This is a genomic window from Halomonas sp. YLGW01 (assembly GCF_014840935.1).
Lineage (GTDB): Bacteria > Pseudomonadota > Gammaproteobacteria > Pseudomonadales > Halomonadaceae > Onishia.
The window spans coordinates 834236-853358 of record NZ_CP062005.1; the positions used below are offsets into that span (position 1 = coordinate 834236).

Below are 19123 nucleotides of genomic sequence, written 5' to 3' on the forward strand. Positions count from 1 at the left end.
AGGGGGCTGCAATGCCAAAGACCGTCTACCGGGGAGATGTTCCCATGAAAACGACTCATCGCATGACCCGTATCGCCGCCGCCTTGCTGGCGACCAGCCTGATGGCCGGTTGCGCCAGTAGCCAGCGCAGCGGGGCCGATGACACCTATGCGGCGCTCTATGATGGCGAATCCACCACGGCATACAGCACCGCCTTCCCGGTGGCGAGTCCGCAAGAGGCCTATCGCAACGGCGATGCCGCCATGAACTCAGGCGATCCGGACCGGGCCCTGTTCGAGTATCTGCGTGGCCTCAAGATGGAAAAGTCGCCCCAGGCCGAGCCGCTCTACAAGATCGGCACCATTCATCACCGCCGGGATAATCATCGCCTGGCCATGCTGGCCTACCAATGGGCGCTGGAGGTCGATGCCGGCTATATCGGTGCTAAGACCGGGCTCGGCATCGTCTATCTCCAGCAGCGTCAGTACGACCAGGCCGCACAGCAGCTCCAGCCGGTGGTGGATAGCGGCAAGGCACCCTGGCAGGCCTTCAATGCCCTAGGGGTGATCGCCGATATCCAGGGCGACTATGCCAAGGCGCAGGGCTATTACGAGCAGGGCCTGGCCGATAACCCGATGGTGCCGAGAATGCTGAATAACCTCGGCTACTCGCACTATCTGGAAGGGGATTGGCCCGCCGCACGGCAGGCGCTTCGCCAGGCGCTGGCCAACGATCCCGGCTATGAACTCGCTTGGCGAAACCTAGGCCTCGTCCACGCCCGGGACGGGGATTACGACTTCGCCATCGAGGCCGTCGCCCGCAATGGCGAGCGGGCCGAAGCCTTCAATGACATCGGCTATATCGCCATGGTCGAGGGGCGCTATGCCGAGGCCATGAACTTCTTCCAAGAGGCCATGCGCCTCTCGCCAGCCTACTACGTGACGGCCAGTGAGAATGCCAGGCAACTGGATCTGATGGTGCGCCGGGACAACGGACTTTTCGAAGAATAATCCAGTGGGTGGATAGGGAGGGGGCATCATGAATCTGGGACGATCACTTCACCGGCAGCAAGGCTCCGAGCTGGTCGAGTTCGCCATCTCGGCGACGGTCTTGTTTATTCTGCTGTTCGGCATCATCGAGTTCAGCGTGGCGCTGTTCGACAAGGCCACGCTGACCAATGCCACGCGAGAGGGTGCCAGGGAAGGCATCCTGTTCCGTACGGGGGAGCGTGCCTTGGTGGATATGGCGACCACCGAAGATCCGGTCATCGAGCAGGCCATCAATGACTATGCCGAGGCCTTCCTGATCTCCTTGGGTGGCCCCGCCGATCTGGAGGTCAATATTCAGCGAAATGATCGCAACGGCAATGATAACTTCGATGCCGGGGATGACCTGACGGTCAGCGTCGACTATCCCTATCAATTTCTGGTGTTGCCGGGTTTCCTGGTCGGCCTAGGGGACGTGCTGACCCTTTCCTCTACCACTGTGATGCGGGCGGAATGATCATGAAGACTCGTCAGGGATGGCTACTTCGAGGGAAGGGCGTATCACCGGTTCGTCAGCGTGGTGTCTCGGTAGTGCTGATGGCGGTGTCGCTGTTCATGCTGCTGGCCTTCACGGCCCTGGCAGTGGATGGCAGTAACTTGTACGTGGCGCGCAACGAATTGCAAAATGCCGCGGATGCCGGTGCCCTGGCGGGTGCAAGAAGGCTTTACTTGGCGGACGGGAGCGCAGTCAACCCGAACGCTGATCAAATCGCCAGAGATGTCGCTACAGCCAACCATAGTCAAGGAAGTAGTGTGGAAGTTGTTAGAGCTGTGCGGGGACATTGGAGCTTCATCGATGGCACCTTCACCGCGAATGAATCGCCTGATCTAGAGCTAGTGGACCTGTTTGGCAAAAGCACCATGGAGCTGGATCTCAATACCGACTTCATCAATGCCGTGGAGGTCGTGACCGAGCGTAGCGCGACCCCGGTGGCGGCATTTTTCGGCAGCATCTTCGGCTTCACAGGCTATGACGTTTCGGCACGCGCGGTGGCCTATCTGGGCTTCGCCGGCAGGCTCAGGCCCGGCGATGTCGACCAGCCGATCGCCATGTGCAGGGAAGCCATCACCACGCCAACGGGCGAGTATTCCTGCGATGTGGGACGCTTCATTCCCGAAGGCGATCAGACCGGGGGCTGGACGAACCTCGAGCAGGGTGACAACGGCGCTAGTAATGCCAACGAACTGCGTGATCTGGTCAACAGCGGTACCGGCAATCCGGACGAGCTAGAGTTTGGCGAGGACATCGCGACCAATAATGGTCAGGTGCAGGCGGCCTTCCAGGCCTTCTATGACAATTGGGCGGCAATCACCAACAAGCAGGAGCCCTGGAATATGACCCTGCCGGTGGTCGACTGTACCGATGGCATTGCCCCCGGAAACCCCCTGGTCGGAGCGGTGAATCTCGATGTGATCTGGGTCGTCAACCAGTCGAACAAGATCAATGACGATGCTCCCTTTCAGATGGCGTTGCCTCCCGACGATAGCGCTGGCGTATCGCCGGGTACCTGGTCGAATGCCGACCCCAGTGGCGTGACACGCTGGGATGATTTCGTTGATGCGATGAACCTGCGCGGCGAGAATGATGCGTTAGCGACCTATGCCAATGGTGGCTGGCGGCAGAAAAGCATCTACTTCCTTCCCTCCTGTTCTTACCAGGAGCCGACCGGAGGCACGGGAGGGGAGAACTACGGCATCCTGGCGCAGATTCCGGTGCTGGTGGATTGAACCGGTGGTGGGAAATGCCACGGAAATCGCAAGGCACGTATAGCATATCATCCGGGCCGCCCTCATTCGGGCCCGCCTGGCAGGGCGGCCCGCGTCGTGGCGTGGTGTATTGAGGGTGCGTGACGGCCCCGTCATGGCGCGGCGGCGGACGGAAGGTGATTCAGCGGTGCATGGGTGGGGGCGTGAAGGTCGCTTCGGTGAGGTCGGCCTTAGCGCTGTCGTTATCATGCAGCGCCATGGGAACCGGTGCCACGGGTACAATGCTTAGGCGGTAGCGGGAGGGGGGCTTTCCGACATAGCGTTGGAAGGTGCGGGTGAAGTAGGAGAGGTCGCGGAAGCCTACGGTGAAGCAGACATCGGTGATCGAGACCTTGGGGTTGGCGAGCAGCCGCATCGCCTCGGCGATACGGCGGTGTACCAGATATTCCTGGAAGGTCTCGCCGGTCACGCGCTTGAACAGGCGACTGAACTGGAAGGTGCTCTGGCCACAAAGCTCGGCGACCTCGGCCTGGGCGATCTTGCGGTGGAGGTTCTGGTCGACGAAGGCGATAGCCCTCTCGAGTTGTGATTGATCGCTGCCCTGCCCGGTGAACCTCAGGCGTGCCTCGGGAGGGATGGTATTGCGGATGTCGAGCGTTTGACGTGACACTTTTTCGTCTCGGGCCGGCAGTCGCACGCGGCGCAGGGTCGCCATGACTTCGAGCAGCCGGGGAAAGTCAACCGGGTGCACGAAGTAGTCCCAGACCCGCGAGCGGAAGGCCCAGACGGCAAGGTGTTCCGAATGGGCCTGGGTGATCATCAGCAGCGGGACCGAGGCCTCGTCCTGTTTGGCCTGACGCAGGTCGGCCAGGCCCTGCTGGTCGGGGAAATCGTATTGGAAGATGGCGGCGATGGGGGGACGAGTCTTCATCACCGGCAACGGGTCCTGTCCCGCAGGCACGACCTCGAGTCGATAGCCGGCGCTTCGCAGGGCGACCAGGTAGTCATCCTCGGGGGCCTCCTGGAGGTTCCTTTTCACCACCAGCACATAGTCATGCGTATCCATACGTCGAGGCTCCCTGCAGTCTGCGTCGCAATAAAATTGACTAGTATTGTACAATGTTACTGTTTGTGTGTTTATTGTTGGTGCTTAGTGAGCTGCGGCGAGATGAGAGCTTTTTAGTTATTAATTAATATATTAAATCTTAGGTAAATTCTAAAAAATTTTTCTTTTGATAAATAAGTATTAGATATTTAATTATATATAATTAGGTGAGGTTCTAAATATAATGACTAAATATACATTTAGTAACTAAAAGAATAGCCGTGTCCTGAGCTTTTGCCAATCGGCTTCTGGCCGCGAGGCATGTAGGTATTGGCACCTCTGTCTCATCTTGCCGCATGGTGGCAGCCGGCCACTCTGGTAGAATGCGCCGCACTTTTCGATGATCATCCCCCTGTACTCTGAACCTGATGAGTACGCTGAACCTGATGAGTACGGTGCCCCCTGATGAGCTCTCAACCCGACGTAGTAGTGATCGGTGCCGGTGCGGCCGGGCTGATGTGTGCCCTGACGGCCGGGTACGCAGGCCGACGCGTGCTGCTGCTCGACCATGCCAACAAGGCCGGCAAGAAGATCCTGATGTCGGGCGGCGGTCGCTGCAATTTCACCAATATGGCGACGGGGCCCGGCAACTTCTTCTCGGCCAACCCGCATTTCTGCATTTCCGCCCTGAAGCGCTATCGGCCAGAGCACTTCGTCGAGCTCGTCGAGCGCCATGGGGTCGACTACGTTGAGAAGGCGCCTGGCCAGCTGTTCTGCGCCGACTCTGCCAAGGACATCGTTCGCGTGTTGCTCACCGAGTGCGAGTGGGCCGGGGTTGAGGTTGCTCTGAAGACCCGGATCGATTCCATCGAGCGCCAGGGCGAGGGCATGCGGTTGGAGACCTCCCGCGGGCGCATCGACACCGGGGCGGTCGTCATCGCCACCGGCGGCCTGTCGATTCCCAGCATGGGGGCCAGCGGCTTCGGCTACGATATCGCCCGCCAGTTCGGCCTCGCGGTCACCGATACTCGGGCGGCACTGGTGCCCTTCACCCTGACTTCCCAGTGGAAGGATCGCGCCGCGGCCCTGGCCGGCGTCAGTTGCGAGGTGGCGGTCACCTGTCGCGACGGCGCCTACCGGGAACCGATGCTGTTCACTCACCGAGGGCTCTCCGGCCCCGCCATGCTGCAGATCTCCAGCTACTGGCAGGCGGGGGATGAGCTCGAGGTCGACCTGCTGGCAGGTGAGAACGCCTTCGAGGCCCTGGCCCGGGCGCGCCGGGAGACCCCTAGGCGGCGCCTATCGACCTGGCTAGGTGAGCGTTTCCCCAAGCGTTTTGCCCAGGCGCTCAACGACTGGTACGGCGAGGATGCGCCGCTGGCGGAGCTCTCCAACGCGCGCCTCGAAGGCTGGCAGGCCCGCCTGAACCAGTGGCGTCTCAAGCCCGCGGGCACCGAAGGCTGGCGCACTGCCGAGGTCACCATGGGCGGCGTGGACACCCATGCCGTGTCGTCGAAGACCTTCGCGGTCAATGGGTTGCCGCAGCTGCGGTTCATCGGCGAGGTGCTGGATGTGACCGGCGAGCTGGGCGGCTACAATTTCCAGTGGGCCTGGGCGTCCGGCGTCGCCTGTGGCCAGTCGCTTTAGGAACAGAAAGGCAAGACGAGCCCGCGCGTCCTGGCGTCAGAGGGGCCGTGTCGCCCCAGTCCTACCGTGATGATGCTCAGGAGAGGCCGCCATGGCGTTTGCGCTGCGACTGGATCGAGGCATGCAGGCCAACCTTAGGCGAATCTGCGATCGCCAACTGCGCAAGGCGCTTTCTGAGCTTTCCATCGAGCCGAGTGACCCGCGGCTTGCCGATCACGTCCATCAGGTGCGCAAGCGCATGAAGATGCTGCGTGGCCTGCTGCGCCTGATGCGAGACGTCATGCCTTCCGACATGTATCGCCAGGAAAATGCGGCCTTGCGGGATGCGGCGCGTGCCCTGGCGGGACTCCGCGACACCCAGGTACGCATAGAGACCTTCGATCGCCTGGTTCCGCCGGATACCCTGGCGACGTCGGCGCTTCATCTGGCCCCGGTGCGCCAGGCGCTGGTCACCGCGCGGGATCGGCGGCTGACCGCCACACCCCACCCGGAGGAGGGCGAAGCGGCCACCCTGACTCAGCTGGGCGCGGCACGTGCCGAGCTCGAGGCGATGCACGAGCGCCTGCCGGGCTGGCGGCTGAAAGGCAAGGGTTTCACGGCGGTCGCCGGCGGGCTGGAGAATGTCTATGCCCGGGGGCGGAAGGCCTATACCCAGGCCTATACCAAGAGCTATGCCCAAGCTTATGCCAGCGGTGACGATCGGCTTTTCCATGAGTGGCGAAAGCAGGTCAAGTACCACTGGTATCACGTCCGCCTGCTCGAGTCGCTGTGGCCGGTGGCCATGCGCGCCCGGGCCAGGAGCCTCGAGGCGCTGGGGGATCGGCTGGGGGAGGATCACGATCTCACGGTGTTGCGTGCCGAACTGCCTCGCCTCGAGGGCGTCGGGGCGGAGGCGTTGGCGGAGCTTGAGTGGCGGGCGGCCCGTCGCCAGATCGCCTTGAGAGACGAGGCCCGGCGGCTCGGTGGACTGCTCCATGCCGAATCGCCCAAGGCTTTTCGTCGCCGTTATCGGCGTTTGTTTCTGGCGGGTGGCGACGTCCTGAGCGATGCAATCGGCCTGGTGACTCGCCGCGAAATGGACGCTGAAAATGACGGAGGGATGTTGTGGTGATGTGGCAGCGGTGCGATGGGGTGGCTACTTGATGGCGCGGCGCAGGCGCCTTGCCGTCATGGCCAGGCCGAAGGCCCGCCCGGCTAGTCGCCTGAGTCCCTTCGGTCGGCGGAGGCTTTGCCAGATCATGACACCAGCAAGGCCATAGAACGGGGCCTTCCAGCGCTGCGCTGCATGGTAGAGCGCATCGATGCGCCGAGTGGCCTGCCGCCAGCGCTCGGCACTTACTAGCACATCGATACGCTGCTGCTCGATGCGGGCTTCAAGGAGCGCCTTGCGAGCGGCCAGGCTCTGCTTGCCGGCGCGCTGCCGGTCAACGGCACTAGTGGTCGGCGTGGGCATGCTGTCGCTCCGCGTCCAGTAGCTCGCGGTCGGTGGCGAGATGCTTGAGCGTGCTCTTCAGAAGCGTCGGGCGTCGGGCGAGGCGGCGTACCCAGAGCGCCATTCCCAGGCCACTGCCCAGCAGGGCCAGCGCGCAGGCGGCGATGGCCTCCAGGCGGTAGCTGTCCCAGAACACCACCACCACCAGCAGGGTCAGCACCGCAAGCCCCAGGAGTAGCAGCAGGAAGCTGACGCCTGCCAGCAGCAGCAGGGTCACCAGGCGGGCCTTCTCCTCTTCGAGTTCTACCACGGCGAGTCGCAGTCGCGTCTCGCCGGTGGCGACAAGGCTGCCGATCAACCGCCGGGTGGCCTCGAACACGCGCTCTGCCGGTCCCTGGCCCTGAGCCATCAGCGCCGCCCGATCAGCATGCCGACCACGACGCCGACCGCGGCACCGATACCGATGCTGGTCCAGGGGTTGTCGTGCACGTACTTGTCGCAGGCATCGGCCTGCTCGCGAACATTGTCACGGGCATCGCTGTAGAGCCGTTCGCCTCGCGCCTCGAGGTGGGCGCGGGTGTCCTTCAGGCGTTTCTCGGCACGCTCACGCATCTCCTTGATATTGCTTCGAGAATCATCCGCCGTGGCGTGCACGAGTTCCTCGAGCGTGCTGGTTAGATGCTCCAGGTCGCTCTTGAGCTGGTCGGTACTGGTATCGATGTTGGGCGTGCGATTGGCCATCTGAGTCTTCCTCTGACGTGGGGGAAACGTGATCAGCATAGCAGCCGGGGCCTGCGGGCAGCACCTCTCTGCGTTGTGCGCCCAGACTAGCGGGTATTGGTGAAGAACGAGTTGAGACTGAAGCCAAGGCTCAGGCGATTGTTGCTGGTGTCATAGCCGACCAGGCTCTCGCCGTACCCGTGGTAGTACTGGATATGCCAGCGCATGCTGCTGGAGAGCGGCAGCGAATAGTCGAACTGATAGCCCATGTGGCCGGCGCCAGGATTGCCCCGCACCAGCAGGCTGACTTCGTGGTTTTCCTTCAGCCGTCGGGCCAGGGTGATATCTCCGTAGCCCATGTAGCGCTCGATGTCCGGGTTGTCGTCCTCTTCCTCGGATTCGGGGATGCGCCAGTGGGGGGCCAGGCTGATCACCCAGTCACCGCGCTGGAAGACGCTTTCCGCGTAGAGACGGTTCCAGCTGCGCGACAGCGGCTCGGAACGGCCATTGGACTGGTGGTTGAACACAAGGCGATTCTGGATGTTGGTCCAGCCCATCATCGACAGGTCATTGTCGAAACTCAGGAAGAACTCCGGTTCGAAGTTGGTCTCCCGGAAGGGGGAGGAGGCCTCGGAATTATAGGCTTGCCACCAGCTGCGCTGGGTATAGGCAAAGTAGAGATCGCCGTTGTTGACGAAGAGATTGTCGGCCAGCTTGAACTTGGCACTGAACTGGAACTTGACCTCGGCATTGCCGACCTCCGACTCGCTGATGGGGCGGAAGTTGTCCTCGTCGGGGGTGCTGTTGTAGCTCCATGGGAAGAGGTAGTTGCGGCGATAGGCGGTGATCGCGAAGGGGTTGTTCTCGGATTCGGCTTCCAGCTCACGGCGCTGCTCCGCTTCCTCCAGGGCGCGCTGGGCCGCCAGCTCGTCGGCCATGGCCTCCTGCGTCAGTGGCTGGTGGGTGGCTTGCTCCTCGGTCTCACCGTCCTGCGCGATGGCGGCGCCCGTCAGCATCTGGCCACACAGGGCCAGGGTAATGGCCGCGAGTGACGTGAGCTTGGGCTTGGGCATGGCCATGTGCTGATTCCTGTCGGTCGTCTGAGCCCTGTTTCTACCATGCCGTCGGGGCAAGTCAATCGTTCTCGACCGCTTGCACCGAGTTGTCCATATCTGCGGAGCGGCCGACACTGTTAAGGGCTGTTCGGTCGGCATCGCCAGTCTTGGGTGCGGTCATCGGGCGTGCGGTAAGGGCAAGAGGAGGTAATGCCGTGGGGCCAGTGAGCAGGGTGTGTCTTGAGCATGGCGGCGGGGCGCGCTGGGTCGTCGGCCTGGGTAGCTGGCTTGAGCTCGTATGGTCGATCCTGCTTGTGGTGTCCCTGGTCATGGGCGTGGTCGGCCCGGGGCGAGGGCAGGCTCAGGATGCCCCGTCGGTGCCGTCCGAGCTGCCGGAGATCGCCACCGTGGAGGCGCGCATTCGGGCCTTGGAACCGGAGAAAGGCGCCACGCTGGATGAGGCCGCGAAGCGTGATCTTGAGGCACTCAAGGCGACCCGGCAGGCGCTCGTGAAGCTCACGGACCTGCAGGCCGAGATGGCAGCGCTGGAGCAGCGCATCGCCAATGCCCCGGCGGAGATCGAGGACCTGCAGCAGGCGCTCAAGGGTGAGGCATCCGCCGCGCCCGATATGACCTTCGATGCCCTCGAGGGACTGTCGGCGAGAGAGCTGGACGCCCGCCTGCAGGACGCACTGAGCAGGTTGCAGGCACAGCAGGATCGCCTGAGCGCGGTCAACACCCAGCTCATCAATACCCAGACGCTACCGGAGCGCGCCCAGCAGAGTATCGCCAAGGCCATGCAGACGCTGGAGAGTAGCCGCCAGGCCCTGGAGGGGCTGGCGGAGGAGGCCGCGGATGCTCCCCGACGTCTCGAGCGCCTCGTCGAGACACGCTTGGCGGATCTCACCGTGCGCTACCATCAGCGTGCACTGAATGCCAACGCCCGGCTGCGAGAGCTCGCCCAGCTGCGTCAGGAGCAACTCAATCGGCAGATCGCCCGCCAGGAGACCCGCCTGGCCATGTTGCAGGCCGTGCTCGACCGCCAGCGTCGTGCACAGTCCGAGCAGGTGATCGAGGCAGCGTCGGCCGGTGGCCCGCTGGTGGAAAGCGAGCACCCGGCGGTGCAGCAGGCGCGCCAGGTCAATCGTGAGCTGAGCCTCGAGCTCCTGAAGGCCACCGAGCGCGCCAATACCCTGGCGCGAGAGGGCCTCGATGTTCGCCGCCAGCTCGATCGCGTGCGCCAGCTGCAGCGGACGCTCAATGAACAGATCGAGGCGATTCGTGGCAGCCTCCTGCTGTCGCGCATCCTGCGTGAACAGCGACGCCTGCTGCCGCAAGTGGAGCAGCGCCGCAACCTGCAGGACGACATCGCGGATCTGCGTCTCAAGCAGTTCGAGCTGGGACGCCAGCGCGAGGCGCTGCGGGATGGTACTGCCTTGGCACAGCGGCTTGAAGCGGCCAAGGCCGAGCCGACACCCGATCTGGTGGCAGCCCTGGAGCGGCTGTTTGCATCGCGTCGCGAGCTGGTCGATCAGGTGGAGCAGGCCTATGGTGAGCAGCTGAGCGCTGCCATTGATCTGCAGCTCAATCAACAGCAGCTACTGGGCTTAAGCCGGCGGTTGCGCGGGACCCTCGACGAGCAGCTGTTCTGGGTGGCCAACAGTCGCCCTCTAGATCTGGGGTGGCTGCGTCAGGTGCCGACGCGACTGATCGAGACCTGGCGTGCAGGCGAGCAGCGCGCCATCTTGCCGATGCAATGGCCGGGACCGGCTGCCCTGGTGGGCCTGTTGCCGATGCTGCTGGCCATAGGCCTCTTCCTGCTGCGCCCCCCGATCAAGCGACACCTGGTGCTGCTCAATGACCGGATCGGGCACCTCAAGTATGACACCCAGGCGCTTACCCCGCTGGCGATCGCGCTCAATGCGCTGCTGGCCTGTCCCGGCCCACTGCTGATGGCATCGCTTGGCCTGGCCCTGGTGGTCGGGGGGGAAGGGGTGATGACGCGCCTGGGCATGGCGCTGGCTCAGTTGGCACTGGCCTGGGGCAGCATCGCCTGGGCGAGACGCCTGTTGGTGCGCGATGGGGTGGCGATGCGCCATTTCCTGTGGCCCCCAGCCTATGCGTCACGGCTGTCCTGGCTGCTGCTCGGGCTCGGTTTGTCGCTGGTGCCGGTGCTGATGATCGCAAGCCTGGCCCGTGGGGGGGAGAGCACGCTGGCCGAGCATCCGCTGGCCCTGCTGCTGATGCTGGCCGGCCTCGTCGGCATGGCCGTGATCCAGAGCAAGCTGATCGCCGCCCACACGCCGTATTTCGGCATCCTGCTGCTGCGCCTGCTGGTCGGCCTGGCCCTGGCCGCGGTACCGCTGCTGCTGATCGGGTTGATCGTGTTGGGCTACGAATATACGGCCTTGAGCCTGGTCTCGCGTTACGTGATTACCCTTTACTTGCTGGGAATATGGATTGTGGTGGAGGCCTCGGTGGTGCGTGGGCTGGCCGTGGCGGCGCGGCGCCTGGCCTACCGTCGTGCGCTGGCTCGCCGCCGCGCCCAGAGGCGCGACGAGCTCGAGAGTGGCATGGACGTGGTCGAGGAACCCCCGCTGGACATGAATCAGGTCAACCAGCAGTCGCTGCGCCTGTCCAGGCTGATCCTGGCGCTCGGTCTGGTGCTGTTGCTGTATGCGGTGTGGGCCGACCTGCTGTCCGTGCTGGGCTATCTGGACAGCGTCGCGGTATGGGCGGGGGAGGGCAGCGGCGTGGGGGCAGAAGGGGGGAGAGACATCGCCACCGGTGTGAGCGTGGCGGATGTCTTCATCGCCCTGGCGACGGTCGCCCTGACGATGATGCTGGCGCGCAACCTGCCAGGCCTTCTCGAGGTGATGGTGCTGTCCCGCCTGGCGCTCAAGCAGGGCAGTGCCTATGCCATCACCTCGTTGCTGTCCTATGCGATCGCCGGGAGCGGCCTGGTCATGGCGCTCGGGACCCTCGGCGTGACCTGGGACAAGCTGCAATGGCTGGTGGCGGCGCTGGGTGTGGGCCTGGGGTTCGGGTTGCAGGAGATATTTGCCAACTTCATCTCGGGGCTGATCATCCTCTTCGAGCGGCCGGTGCGCATCGGCGACACCATTACCCTTGGTAATCTGCATGGCACGGTGAATCGCATCCGGATCCGCGCCACCACGGTCACGGATTTTGATCGCAAGGAGATCATCATCCCCAACAAGACCTTTGTCACCGACCAGCTGATCAACTGGTCACTATCGGACACCATCACCCGGGTGGTGCTGACCTATGGCGTGGCCTATGGCTCCGATCTGGCGCTGGTGCATCGCCTGCTGCGCGAGGCCGCCAAGGCCAATGCGCGAGTGCTCACGGACCCGGAGCCGCAGGTTTTCTTCCTGAAATATGGGGCCAGCAGCCTGGAGTTCGAGCTGCGCATCTTCGTCAATTCGCTGCTCGATCGGCTGCATGCCGCGGATGAAATCAACGTCGACATCGCGTCGCGCTTCGAGGCGCACGGGGTGGAGATCGCGTTCAATCAGCTCGACGTGCGGCTGCACGATGCCACGGGCGGGCCCCTCGACTGGGCGGCGCGGCCGCCCGCTCGCCAGGCTCGAGGCGGTAAGAAAGATGCTGGCAAGGGGGACGGCAAGAGGGACGGCGAGGGGGGCGACGAGAGTGATGGAGAGAGTGATGGGCTAGGTGGCAGAGCGCGAAGCGAGGATGACTAGGCTTTAGCCCATCGAGCGGTCTCAGTCGCGGCGGGCGTGGAGCAAAAACTCTCGGTTGCCGTCGCCGCCGCGAATCGGGCTCTCCTGCCAGCCAAGTACCGTGAAGCCCTGCTCGGCGCAGCAGGAGCGGATGCGTGCCTCGACGCTTTCGTGCAGGGCGACATCGGTGACGATGCCACGCTCATTGACCCTGCCGGGGCCGACCTCGAACTGGGGCTTGACCAGCGACAGCAACTCGGCCCCCGCCGGCAGTAGCTGGCTCAGCTGGGGCAGGATCAGGGTCTGGGAGATGAAGGACACATCCATCACCGCCATCGCAAGCCCGCGAGGCGCATGGATGGTCAGCGCCTCACGCAGTGCGGGCGACTCCGCCATCGCCCGGGCGTTGAGGCCTTCTAGGCAGCTCACCCGCGGGTCATCGCGCAACGCTTGAGCGAGCTGGTCATGCCCGACCTCGACGCCGATCACATGCGCCGCGCCGAAGCGCAGGGCGCAGTCGGTGAAGCCGCCGGTCGACTGGCCCACATCCAGTACCACCCGGCCGTCCAGGCGCACGCCGCGGGCCTCGAGCAGGGCCTCGAGCTTGAGTCCCGCGCGGGAGGCGTAGCGCTCCTCGGGGTCTTCAGCGACCGTCAGGGCGCTGTCGTCGGGCAGCTTCTCCGACGGCTTGGTCAGGGGGTGCGGCTGACCGGCCAGGCTCACGCGGCCATGGCGGATCAGGCGCTGGGCACGTGAGCGGGAGCGTGCCAGGCCCTGGGCGACGAGCAGCTGGTCGAGTCGGATCATGGAGCCTCTGGCCAAAGGGTGGGAGCGCGTGGGACACATATTATACGCAAGGCGGCCCCCGGGAGAGAATCCCGGGGGCCGCCTGGGTGAGCGAGCGGCGAGAAGAGCGCCGGCCTAGCCTTCGGAGGGCTGGACGCTGCTCGCCTGAAGCTCGCCCTCGGGGATGCGATCCTTGCCCCAGCTGCGATAGATATAGCCGGTCACCCGGTCGAGCTCCTCCTGGGGGATGTTGGCCAGTTCACCCCGCTCCAGCGGATCATAGTGGTAGATGTAGAGGCGGGAGACGAACTGCTCGAAGGGCAGCGAGGATTCGCCGAAGCGCTCGGCGTGATCCGCCGTGCTGACCTTGATGCCGTCGCCCCAGTCCTGGCCGCTGTCGTTGTTGGGATTGAAGAAGTAGACCCGCATGATGTCGTGGGGGTCGAGATTGACGCGCAGGATGGTGATGGCATGCCAGCCGATGAACCGGGCCGCGGTGTCGGTCACGGCGATGCCGGCCGGCTGCGGATGAATCAGCGGCTGATTGCCGTTGTAGTAGGGGTGGTAGCTGGCATAGAAATGGCGCAGGAAGTCGTCCAGTTCGTGCAGTGCCCCGGTTGCCACATCGACATTGATGCGAAAGCCGCGGCCCGACCACCAGCCGTGGAACTCGGGGTTGACCCAGCGGTGTGGATCGCCCTCGCGGCCGACGCAGCGACGACCCATTTCCGCGTAGATGCGGTCCAGGTGCGGCACCACGATCAGGGAAACCGGGTCGAGATCCGTGGGCAGTGTCTCCGCAACGCCGGAGAGGCTTGCCATGGAGGAGAGCGGCATGCCTTCGAAGTGCATGATGATGTCATCATCGCGCGCGGCCCAGGCGACCATCTGCAGCAGGTAGTCCGGGTCGTTGTAGGCCCACATCGACAGGGCGCGTGCCGACTGGCAGGTCGGGTTGTTGCCCTGACCGACGCCCAGCGGCAGGCCGAGCATGCACAGTACGCCTTCCAGAAGGCGTGCCTTGGGCGAGACGGTCTCCCCGAACGCCAGGTTCAGGCGAGCCTCGGACCAGTCCGACAGCGGCAGCCCCAGTTGCCGCCACATGGCGGGGGCCACGGGGGGCTGATAGAAGATACCGCGCTCGAGCGTCAGGGCCAGTCCGTAGACCGCCTGGGACGTTTCCGGATAGACACCGCCGCGGATCAGCGCATGCACCAGTTCGCTGTAACACAGCAGGCAGTCTCGACCGGTGGAGGAGAGCCCCATGGCCTCGGCGAGCAGGTGGTCGCTGTAATCCAGCAGGTGGCGCAGCAGCACGGGGTGGTAGGCGGAGACCAGGCCCGTATCGTGCATGGAGCGCGCAAAACCGCTGGCCTCTCCCTGGAGAGCGGTGGCGTCCATGCTGGTGAGTCGCTCACGATAGACCTCGATTCCCGGATCTTCACGGCAGGCCCGGGTGGGGCCGAACAGCGAGCTGACCAGGCGATCGGCGCCCTGGCCGCTGCCGCCCAGATCGATGTCGGGATTGGCCTGGCAGAGGGCGATCTGAGTGATCATCTGCTTGACGGGATCCACCTGGATGGGACGCTGCTCCAGGATCCGCCAGATTTCCTCGATCAGGCGATCGATGATGTGTTCATAGCCGATACGATCGGCCAGGTGGCGAAACAGGTGGCGCGGAATCTCGGCCAGCCGGCCCTGAGTCTCGCGCTCGGCCTCGCTGGGGGCGCCAAACAACAGCCTGAGGTTCAGTGCCATGGTCTGAGTCAGGTAGTGATGCGCCTGTTCCAGCGAAATCAGCGGGTGAATGTAGTCACCCTTGGCCACGGCCAGCAGCCGCAGCTCGCTGAGCGCCTCGATCACCACCATGTTGGCGTCGGCGCTCGTCAGGGCGTGCGTGGTGAGCGAGGGCACTAGGTGCTGAGGCGTTTCCCAGTCGGACCCGAGGAAGACGCCCGCCTCCTCGAGGGTGCGGCCGCGCTGCTCGATGGCCTCGCAGCCGCCCTCCTGCAGCATGACTCGCCGGGCGGTATCGAGGACGCGGGGGAGTTTGCTCGGCTTGGCGAAGTCGCGTGCGTTGCCGAGCAGGGTGATGGCGTCATCGAATTTCTTGAGCAGGCCAGCGAGCTTGTCGCTGGCTGCCGGCATACCACTGCTTGTTGTCGTGTCACGTGGCGTCGTCACACAGACTCCTTGTCGTCAGGCTTTCATTGTCTCTATGACGCCCTACATCAGACATAGAAATCAAGGTCTTCCATGTGCTTGAGCAGCTCCTTCATGCGTGCTGCCTCGTCGCCCTTGAAGTAGATCAGGCCCCAGTGCGTGCCGAAGGCGGTGCGCTTGGTGACGGTTTCTTCCTGGGGCGGAGTCAGCTCGTGAGACTCGAAGTAGGGGTGGTCCTCGACCTCCTCGGGAATTTCCAGCTTGCTGACCACCCGGCGGCGCGGGTAGACACCGAAGCAGCCGGCAAAGCCGTCGGCATCGACCACTTCCTTCGGGAAGAAGGCCTTGACCTCTTCTTCGGTGGTATTGGGATCGAAGACGAGCATGGAAGCCTGGTAGGCATTGAAGCCGTAGACGCGTTCGAGCAGCTCGAAGACCTTGAAGCCCGGCGGACGGTAGGCGACTTCGCCGAAGTACATCTCGCCATCGTTGGTGACGAAGTACTCGGGATGGATCAGGCCGAACTCGATATCGAAGGCCTTGATCAGCTTCTCGATCTGGGCGGTGATCTGGGGGCGGTACTTCTCGAGCTCCGGCGAGGCCGGTACGAACACCGAGTAGCCCAGCGTCACGTACTCAGAAATGTTGAGGAAGACGATCTTGCCGTTGTGAATCCAGGCCTCGACGGCGAATTCCCAACCGTCCAGGTGCGACTCCATCAGCACCGGGAATTCCTCGTCGGGAATCGTATCGACCTCGTCCGGGGTGCGGATCACCCGGTGGCCGAGGCAGCCCGCCTTGTCGAAGGCCTTGAGGTGGATCGGGTCGTTGGGATCGCCGTCGAGCTTGAGCAGCGTCTGGTTGACGCGTTTCAGGAAGCGGATCACGTCTTCCTTGTCGTGGGCCTCCTCGAAGATGCCCACGCGGATGCCGCCCAGCTGGGCGCGACGCTTCATCAGCGCCTTGTCGCGCAGTAGCAGCGACTGGCCGTAGAGGCGGGGATTGTCCAGCAGCACGGAGTTGATCGCACCGGCCCATTCCACCGTTTCCTCGAACAGCGGGATGGCGACGTCGACGCCCATGCCTTTCAGGGTCTCGGCGATCTCCATGGAGCGATCGTTGAGGCGCTCGAAGTTCCACGAGACATAGGGGATGTCGTGTTTCTGGCAGTAGTCCTCGGCCCAGTCAGGCGCCACCACCACATAGCGGCGGTCGAAACTCTCGGCGGCCTCGACGGCACTCAGGCTCCAGCCCAGCAGCGCGATGTAGCCTTTGTTGGAATCCTTTTGCATCAGTTCTGTTCCTGTCAGTGTTAGGTATGTTAATTCATGCCCACGCTACACGCATAAGCCTAGACTAGATAGATCGCGTCCGACCCGACGCAGCGGCAGGCCTTGTGTCCTTGCGGATCCCGTAACCCGCTGTTATAGTGCGCCCCGCTCGACAACGTCGGTCTTGAAGCCGGCAAATGCATTCGATAACTCGCATCGTTTCGCATCCGCTCGAGTCGTTATGGTGGCCCCGTCGGTCCTCCCGCAACGCTAAGTCGCAAACCCCGCCAGGCCCGGAAGGGAGCAACGGTAGTGATGGATGCGTGTGCCGGGATGTGGCTGTCGGGGCCGCCTCCATTTCGGGGCGGCCATTCCTGCCTCTCCCCTCGCGCCCGACTCCCTCGCCTTTCGGCCATGCGCTCCAGCCGCTAGAATACCGGTCCGGTCCAGGCAATCTGCCTGCCCCCGCATCGCGCTTTGAACGGCGCCGTCTTCTCTCGATCGATGAAAGGATCCTGCGCTGCATGAGCTATCAGGTATTGGCCCGCAAATGGCGCCCCCGCACCTTCCACGAGCTGGTCGGTCAGGAGCATGTGCAGCGCGCGCTGGTCAACGCCCTGGATCAGGGGCGCTTGCACCATGCCTATCTGTTCACCGGGACCCGTGGGGTCGGCAAGACCACCCTGGCGCGTATCCTCGCCAAGTGCCTGAACTGCACCGCCAAGGGCTTCGATGACAGCGCCGTTACCTCGACCCCCTGCGGGCAGTGCGAGAACTGCCGGGCCATCGATGAGGGGCGCTTCGTCGACCTGATCGAGGTCGATGCCGCCTCGCGCACCAAGGTCGAAGACACCCGCGAGCTGCTCGACAATGTGCAGTACGCGCCCACCCAGGGCCGCTACAAGGTGTACCTCATCGATGAGGTGCACATGCTGTCGACCCACAGCTTCAATGCGCTGCTCAAGACTCTCGAGGAGCCGCCGCCCCACGTGAAATTCCTGCTCGCCACCACCGACCCGCAGAAACTGCCGGTGACGGTGCTGTCGCGCTGCCTGCAGTTCACGCTCAAGAACATGCCGCCGGAGCGCATCGTCGAGCATCTGAGCCAGGTGCTTGAGGCCGAGCAGGTGGGCTTCGACGAGAGCGCCCTGTGGCTGCTCGGCAAGGCCGCCGACGGCTCGATGCGCGATGCCATGAGCCTGACCGATCAGGCGATCGCCTTCGGCCAGGGGCAGGTGCGCCAGGGCGATGTCGCCGCCATGCTGGGCACCCTCGACCAGCGCCATGTGCTGACGTTGCTGGAGGCGCTGGCCGAAGTGGATGCCGCGCGCGTGCTCGGTGAGGTGGCGGCTCTGGCGGAGCAGGGTCCCGACTTCGCCGGCGTGCTCGACGACCTGCTGGGTGTGCTGCACCGCCTGGCGGTGGCGCAGATGGTGCCCGGCGCCCTGGACAACGGTCACGGCGACCGGGAGGACCTGCTGGCGCTGGCCGGACGCTTCACCGCCGAGGATGTGCAGCTCTACTATCAGATCGGCCTGCAGGGTCGCGGCGACATGGCGCAGGCGCCGGAGCCGCGCACCGCGCTCGAGATGACCCTGCTGCGCATGCTGGCCTTCCGCCCCCAGGGTGTGCCCAAGCCGGCCCAGACGCCCCTGCCGATGACCGGCGATGCCGTGCCCGAGCAGGCCCCGGCGGCAACACCCGGCGGACCGGCGGCCGGCGCAACGGCAGCCACTCCCGCTTCGGGAGGCGAGGCGATGCCCGCTGCCGCCCCCGACAGCACCGCCTCGGCCGAGGCGGCCAATAAGGTGCCGGCCGAGCCAATGCGTTCTGCACCGCCCCAGCCGACGCCGGCCGCCGTGCCGGAGGCCCCCGCCCCGGCAGCGGCGTCGCCGGCCAATGTCGAGCCGCCCCCCTGGGAGGCGCTGGCGGAGGAGGGCGCGCCCGCGCCGATCGAACCGGCTCAGGTTCAGACTCAGGCCCAGGCGCCGTCACCCTCGTCTCAGGCCGCCGATACTGCGCCCTCATCGATACCCGACACGACTTCTCCGGCGTCGGCACCCGCTGGTTCGGCCGAGGAGGCCTCGGCCATCGCGCCTTCTGAGATGGACGAGGCATTAGCGACCCCGGACGAGGCCGCGCCCGGGTCGGCCGGCCCCTTCAGCCAGGCGGCCTGGCTGCAACGCTTCGAGCAGCTGGGCCTCGGTGGCCTGACGCGCAACCTGGCGGCCCATTGCGTGGTCGAAAACGACGATGGGCAGACCCTGGTGCTGCGCCTGTCGCCCTCCCAGGCGGCGATGAACGCAGAGATTCACGTCAAGCGTATTCAGCAGGCGCTGACCGATGCCGGTGTTGACCGACGGGTCAACATCCAGGTCGGCGAGATCCCCGCGAACATGGAAACCCCCCGCGGCCAGGCCGAGCGCATCGCCGCCGAGCGTCATGCGCTGGCGGTTGAAGCGCTCAAGGCCGACCCGCATATACAGCAACTCCAGTCGGCCTTCGGGGCTCGTCTGGTAGAAGCCAGCGTCGAACCCCGTCAGGATGCCGATTCGGCCTGACCGC

General features: G+C 64.4%; 15 protein-coding genes and 1 other RNA gene. 8 read left to right on the forward strand and 8 right to left on the reverse strand.

All coding sequences use genetic code 11. The features are described from left to right. The first annotated feature begins 44 nt into the window (after positions 1 to 44). The 3 genes from IEJ03_RS03880 to IEJ03_RS03890 are packed head-to-tail and all read left to right on the forward strand — an operon-like array spanning position 45 to position 2753. A complete protein-coding gene (locus IEJ03_RS03880; RefSeq protein ID WP_242458043.1) occupies positions 45 to 989 on the forward strand; it encodes a tetratricopeptide repeat protein in 945 nt (314 codons plus the stop codon). Between the two features lie 28 nt (positions 990 to 1017). Continuing rightward, complete coding sequence (locus tag IEJ03_RS03885) at positions 1018 to 1482, forward strand: TadE/TadG family type IV pilus assembly protein (RefSeq protein ID WP_192036392.1); 465 nt, start codon at positions 1018 to 1020, stop codon at positions 1480 to 1482. Positions 1483 to 1484: 2 nt separating this feature from the next. Further along, positions 1485 to 2753 (forward strand): pilus assembly protein TadG-related protein, encoded by a 1269-nt coding sequence (locus tag IEJ03_RS03890; RefSeq protein WP_192036393.1) that lies wholly within the window; start codon positions 1485 to 1487, stop codon positions 2751 to 2753. Positions 2754 to 2913: 160 nt separating this feature from the next. On the opposite strand, the gene IEJ03_RS03895 is transcribed toward IEJ03_RS03890, so the two are convergent. Further along, on the reverse strand, positions 2914 to 3798 hold the full coding sequence (locus IEJ03_RS03895) for a DNA-binding response regulator (RefSeq protein ID WP_192036394.1): 885 nt from the start codon (positions 3796 to 3798) through the stop codon (positions 2914 to 2916). 444 nt (positions 3799 to 4242) lie between these two features. On the opposite strand from IEJ03_RS03895, the gene IEJ03_RS03900 reads away from it, so the two are divergent. Both IEJ03_RS03900 and IEJ03_RS03905 read left to right on the forward strand, forming a co-directional pair. Further along, positions 4243 to 5424 carry an NAD(P)/FAD-dependent oxidoreductase gene (locus IEJ03_RS03900; RefSeq protein ID WP_192036395.1) on the forward strand — a complete coding sequence of 394 codons (1182 nt, stop codon included), beginning with the start codon at positions 4243 to 4245 and terminating at the stop codon, positions 5422 to 5424. A 91-nt stretch (positions 5425 to 5515) separates the two neighbouring features. Further along, on the forward strand, positions 5516 to 6535 hold the full coding sequence (locus tag IEJ03_RS03905) for a CHAD domain-containing protein (RefSeq protein ID WP_192036396.1): 1020 nt from the start codon (positions 5516 to 5518) through the stop codon (positions 6533 to 6535). A gap of 24 nt (positions 6536 to 6559) precedes the next feature. On the opposite strand, the gene IEJ03_RS03910 is transcribed toward IEJ03_RS03905, so the two are convergent. From IEJ03_RS03910 to IEJ03_RS03925, 4 genes are all read right to left on the reverse strand, one after another. Continuing rightward, positions 6560 to 6877, reverse strand: coding sequence for a YqjK family protein (locus IEJ03_RS03910; protein WP_192036397.1), 318 nt, complete (start codon positions 6875 to 6877; stop codon positions 6560 to 6562). Beyond that, a complete protein-coding gene (locus tag IEJ03_RS03915; RefSeq protein ID WP_192036398.1) occupies positions 6858 to 7265 on the reverse strand; it encodes a phage holin family protein in 408 nt (135 codons plus the stop codon). The genes IEJ03_RS03910 and IEJ03_RS03915 overlap by 20 nt, the downstream gene beginning before the upstream one ends. Then, entirely contained in the window at positions 7265 to 7597 is a 333-nt protein-coding gene (locus IEJ03_RS03920) for a DUF883 family protein (protein WP_192036399.1), read from the reverse strand. Before IEJ03_RS03920 ends, IEJ03_RS03915 begins: the two co-directional genes overlap by 1 nt. An 86-nt stretch (positions 7598 to 7683) precedes the next feature. Then, on the reverse strand, positions 7684 to 8655 hold the full coding sequence (locus tag IEJ03_RS03925; protein WP_192036400.1) for a phospholipase A: 972 nt from the start codon (positions 8653 to 8655) through the stop codon (positions 7684 to 7686). Between the two features lie 191 nt (positions 8656 to 8846). On the opposite strand from IEJ03_RS03925, the gene mscK reads away from it, so the two are divergent. Next, positions 8847 to 12359 (forward strand): mechanosensitive channel MscK, encoded by a 3513-nt coding sequence (gene mscK, locus IEJ03_RS03930; RefSeq protein ID WP_347400993.1) that lies wholly within the window; start codon positions 8847 to 8849, stop codon positions 12357 to 12359. Between the two features lie 21 nt (positions 12360 to 12380). Here the strand turns inward: mscK and IEJ03_RS03935 are convergent, their stop codons facing one another. From IEJ03_RS03935 to IEJ03_RS03945, 3 genes are all read right to left on the reverse strand, one after another. Beyond that, positions 12381 to 13145 carry a TlyA family RNA methyltransferase gene (locus IEJ03_RS03935; protein ID WP_192036401.1) on the reverse strand — a complete coding sequence of 255 codons (765 nt, stop codon included), beginning with the start codon at positions 13143 to 13145 and terminating at the stop codon, positions 12381 to 12383. Positions 13146 to 13259: 114 nt separating this feature from the next. After that, positions 13260 to 15272 carry a hypothetical protein gene (locus IEJ03_RS03940; protein WP_192037169.1) on the reverse strand — a complete coding sequence of 671 codons (2013 nt, stop codon included), beginning with the start codon at positions 15270 to 15272 and terminating at the stop codon, positions 13260 to 13262. Positions 15273 to 15355: 83 nt separating this feature from the next. Continuing rightward, positions 15356 to 16579: an ATP-grasp domain-containing protein gene (locus IEJ03_RS03945; RefSeq protein ID WP_192036402.1), complete on the reverse strand. Its 1224-nt coding sequence runs from the start codon at positions 16577 to 16579 to the stop codon at positions 15356 to 15358. Between the two features lie 230 nt (positions 16580 to 16809). On the opposite strand from IEJ03_RS03945, the gene ffs reads away from it, so the two are divergent. Both ffs and dnaX read left to right on the forward strand, forming a co-directional pair. After that, an RNA gene (gene ffs / locus IEJ03_RS03950) (signal recognition particle sRNA small type) lies at positions 16810 to 16906 on the forward strand. 176 nt (positions 16907 to 17082) lie between these two features. Continuing rightward, a complete protein-coding gene (gene dnaX, locus IEJ03_RS03955; protein ID WP_192036403.1) occupies positions 17083 to 19119 on the forward strand; it encodes a DNA polymerase III subunit gamma/tau in 2037 nt (678 codons plus the stop codon). The last annotated feature ends 4 nt before the right edge of the window (positions 19120 to 19123 follow it).

Excerpts from the sequence above, each read along its gene's own strand:
- IEJ03_RS03890 (WP_192036393.1), top strand. The coding sequence starts at position 1,485 with ATGAAGACTCGTCAGGGATGGCTACTTCGAGGGAAGGGCGTATCACCG.
- IEJ03_RS03945 (WP_192036402.1), bottom strand. The coding sequence starts at position 16,579 with ATGCAAAAGGATTCCAACAAAGGCTACATCGCGCTGCTGGGCTGGAGC.
- IEJ03_RS03895 (WP_192036394.1), bottom strand. The coding sequence starts at position 3,798 with ATGGATACGCATGACTATGTGCTGGTGGTGAAAAGGAACCTCCAGGAG.
- IEJ03_RS03920 (WP_192036399.1), bottom strand. The coding sequence starts at position 7,597 with ATGGCCAATCGCACGCCCAACATCGATACCAGTACCGACCAGCTCAAG.
- IEJ03_RS03940 (WP_192037169.1), bottom strand. The coding sequence starts at position 15,272 with ATGCCGGCAGCCAGCGACAAGCTCGCTGGCCTGCTCAAGAAATTCGAT.
- IEJ03_RS03885 (WP_192036392.1), top strand. The coding sequence starts at position 1,018 with ATGAATCTGGGACGATCACTTCACCGGCAGCAAGGCTCCGAGCTGGTC.
- IEJ03_RS03925 (WP_192036400.1), bottom strand. The coding sequence starts at position 8,655 with ATGGCCATGCCCAAGCCCAAGCTCACGTCACTCGCGGCCATTACCCTG.
- IEJ03_RS03915 (WP_192036398.1), bottom strand. The coding sequence starts at position 7,265 with ATGGCTCAGGGCCAGGGACCGGCAGAGCGCGTGTTCGAGGCCACCCGG.
- IEJ03_RS03880 (WP_242458043.1), top strand. The coding sequence starts at position 45 with ATGAAAACGACTCATCGCATGACCCGTATCGCCGCCGCCTTGCTGGCG.
- IEJ03_RS03910 (WP_192036397.1), bottom strand. The coding sequence starts at position 6,877 with ATGCCCACGCCGACCACTAGTGCCGTTGACCGGCAGCGCGCCGGCAAG.
- IEJ03_RS03900 (WP_192036395.1), top strand. The coding sequence starts at position 4,243 with ATGAGCTCTCAACCCGACGTAGTAGTGATCGGTGCCGGTGCGGCCGGG.
- IEJ03_RS03935 (WP_192036401.1), bottom strand. The coding sequence starts at position 13,145 with ATGATCCGACTCGACCAGCTGCTCGTCGCCCAGGGCCTGGCACGCTCC.
- IEJ03_RS03905 (WP_192036396.1), top strand. The coding sequence starts at position 5,516 with ATGGCGTTTGCGCTGCGACTGGATCGAGGCATGCAGGCCAACCTTAGG.
- dnaX (WP_192036403.1), top strand. The coding sequence starts at position 17,083 with ATGAGCTATCAGGTATTGGCCCGCAAATGGCGCCCCCGCACCTTCCAC.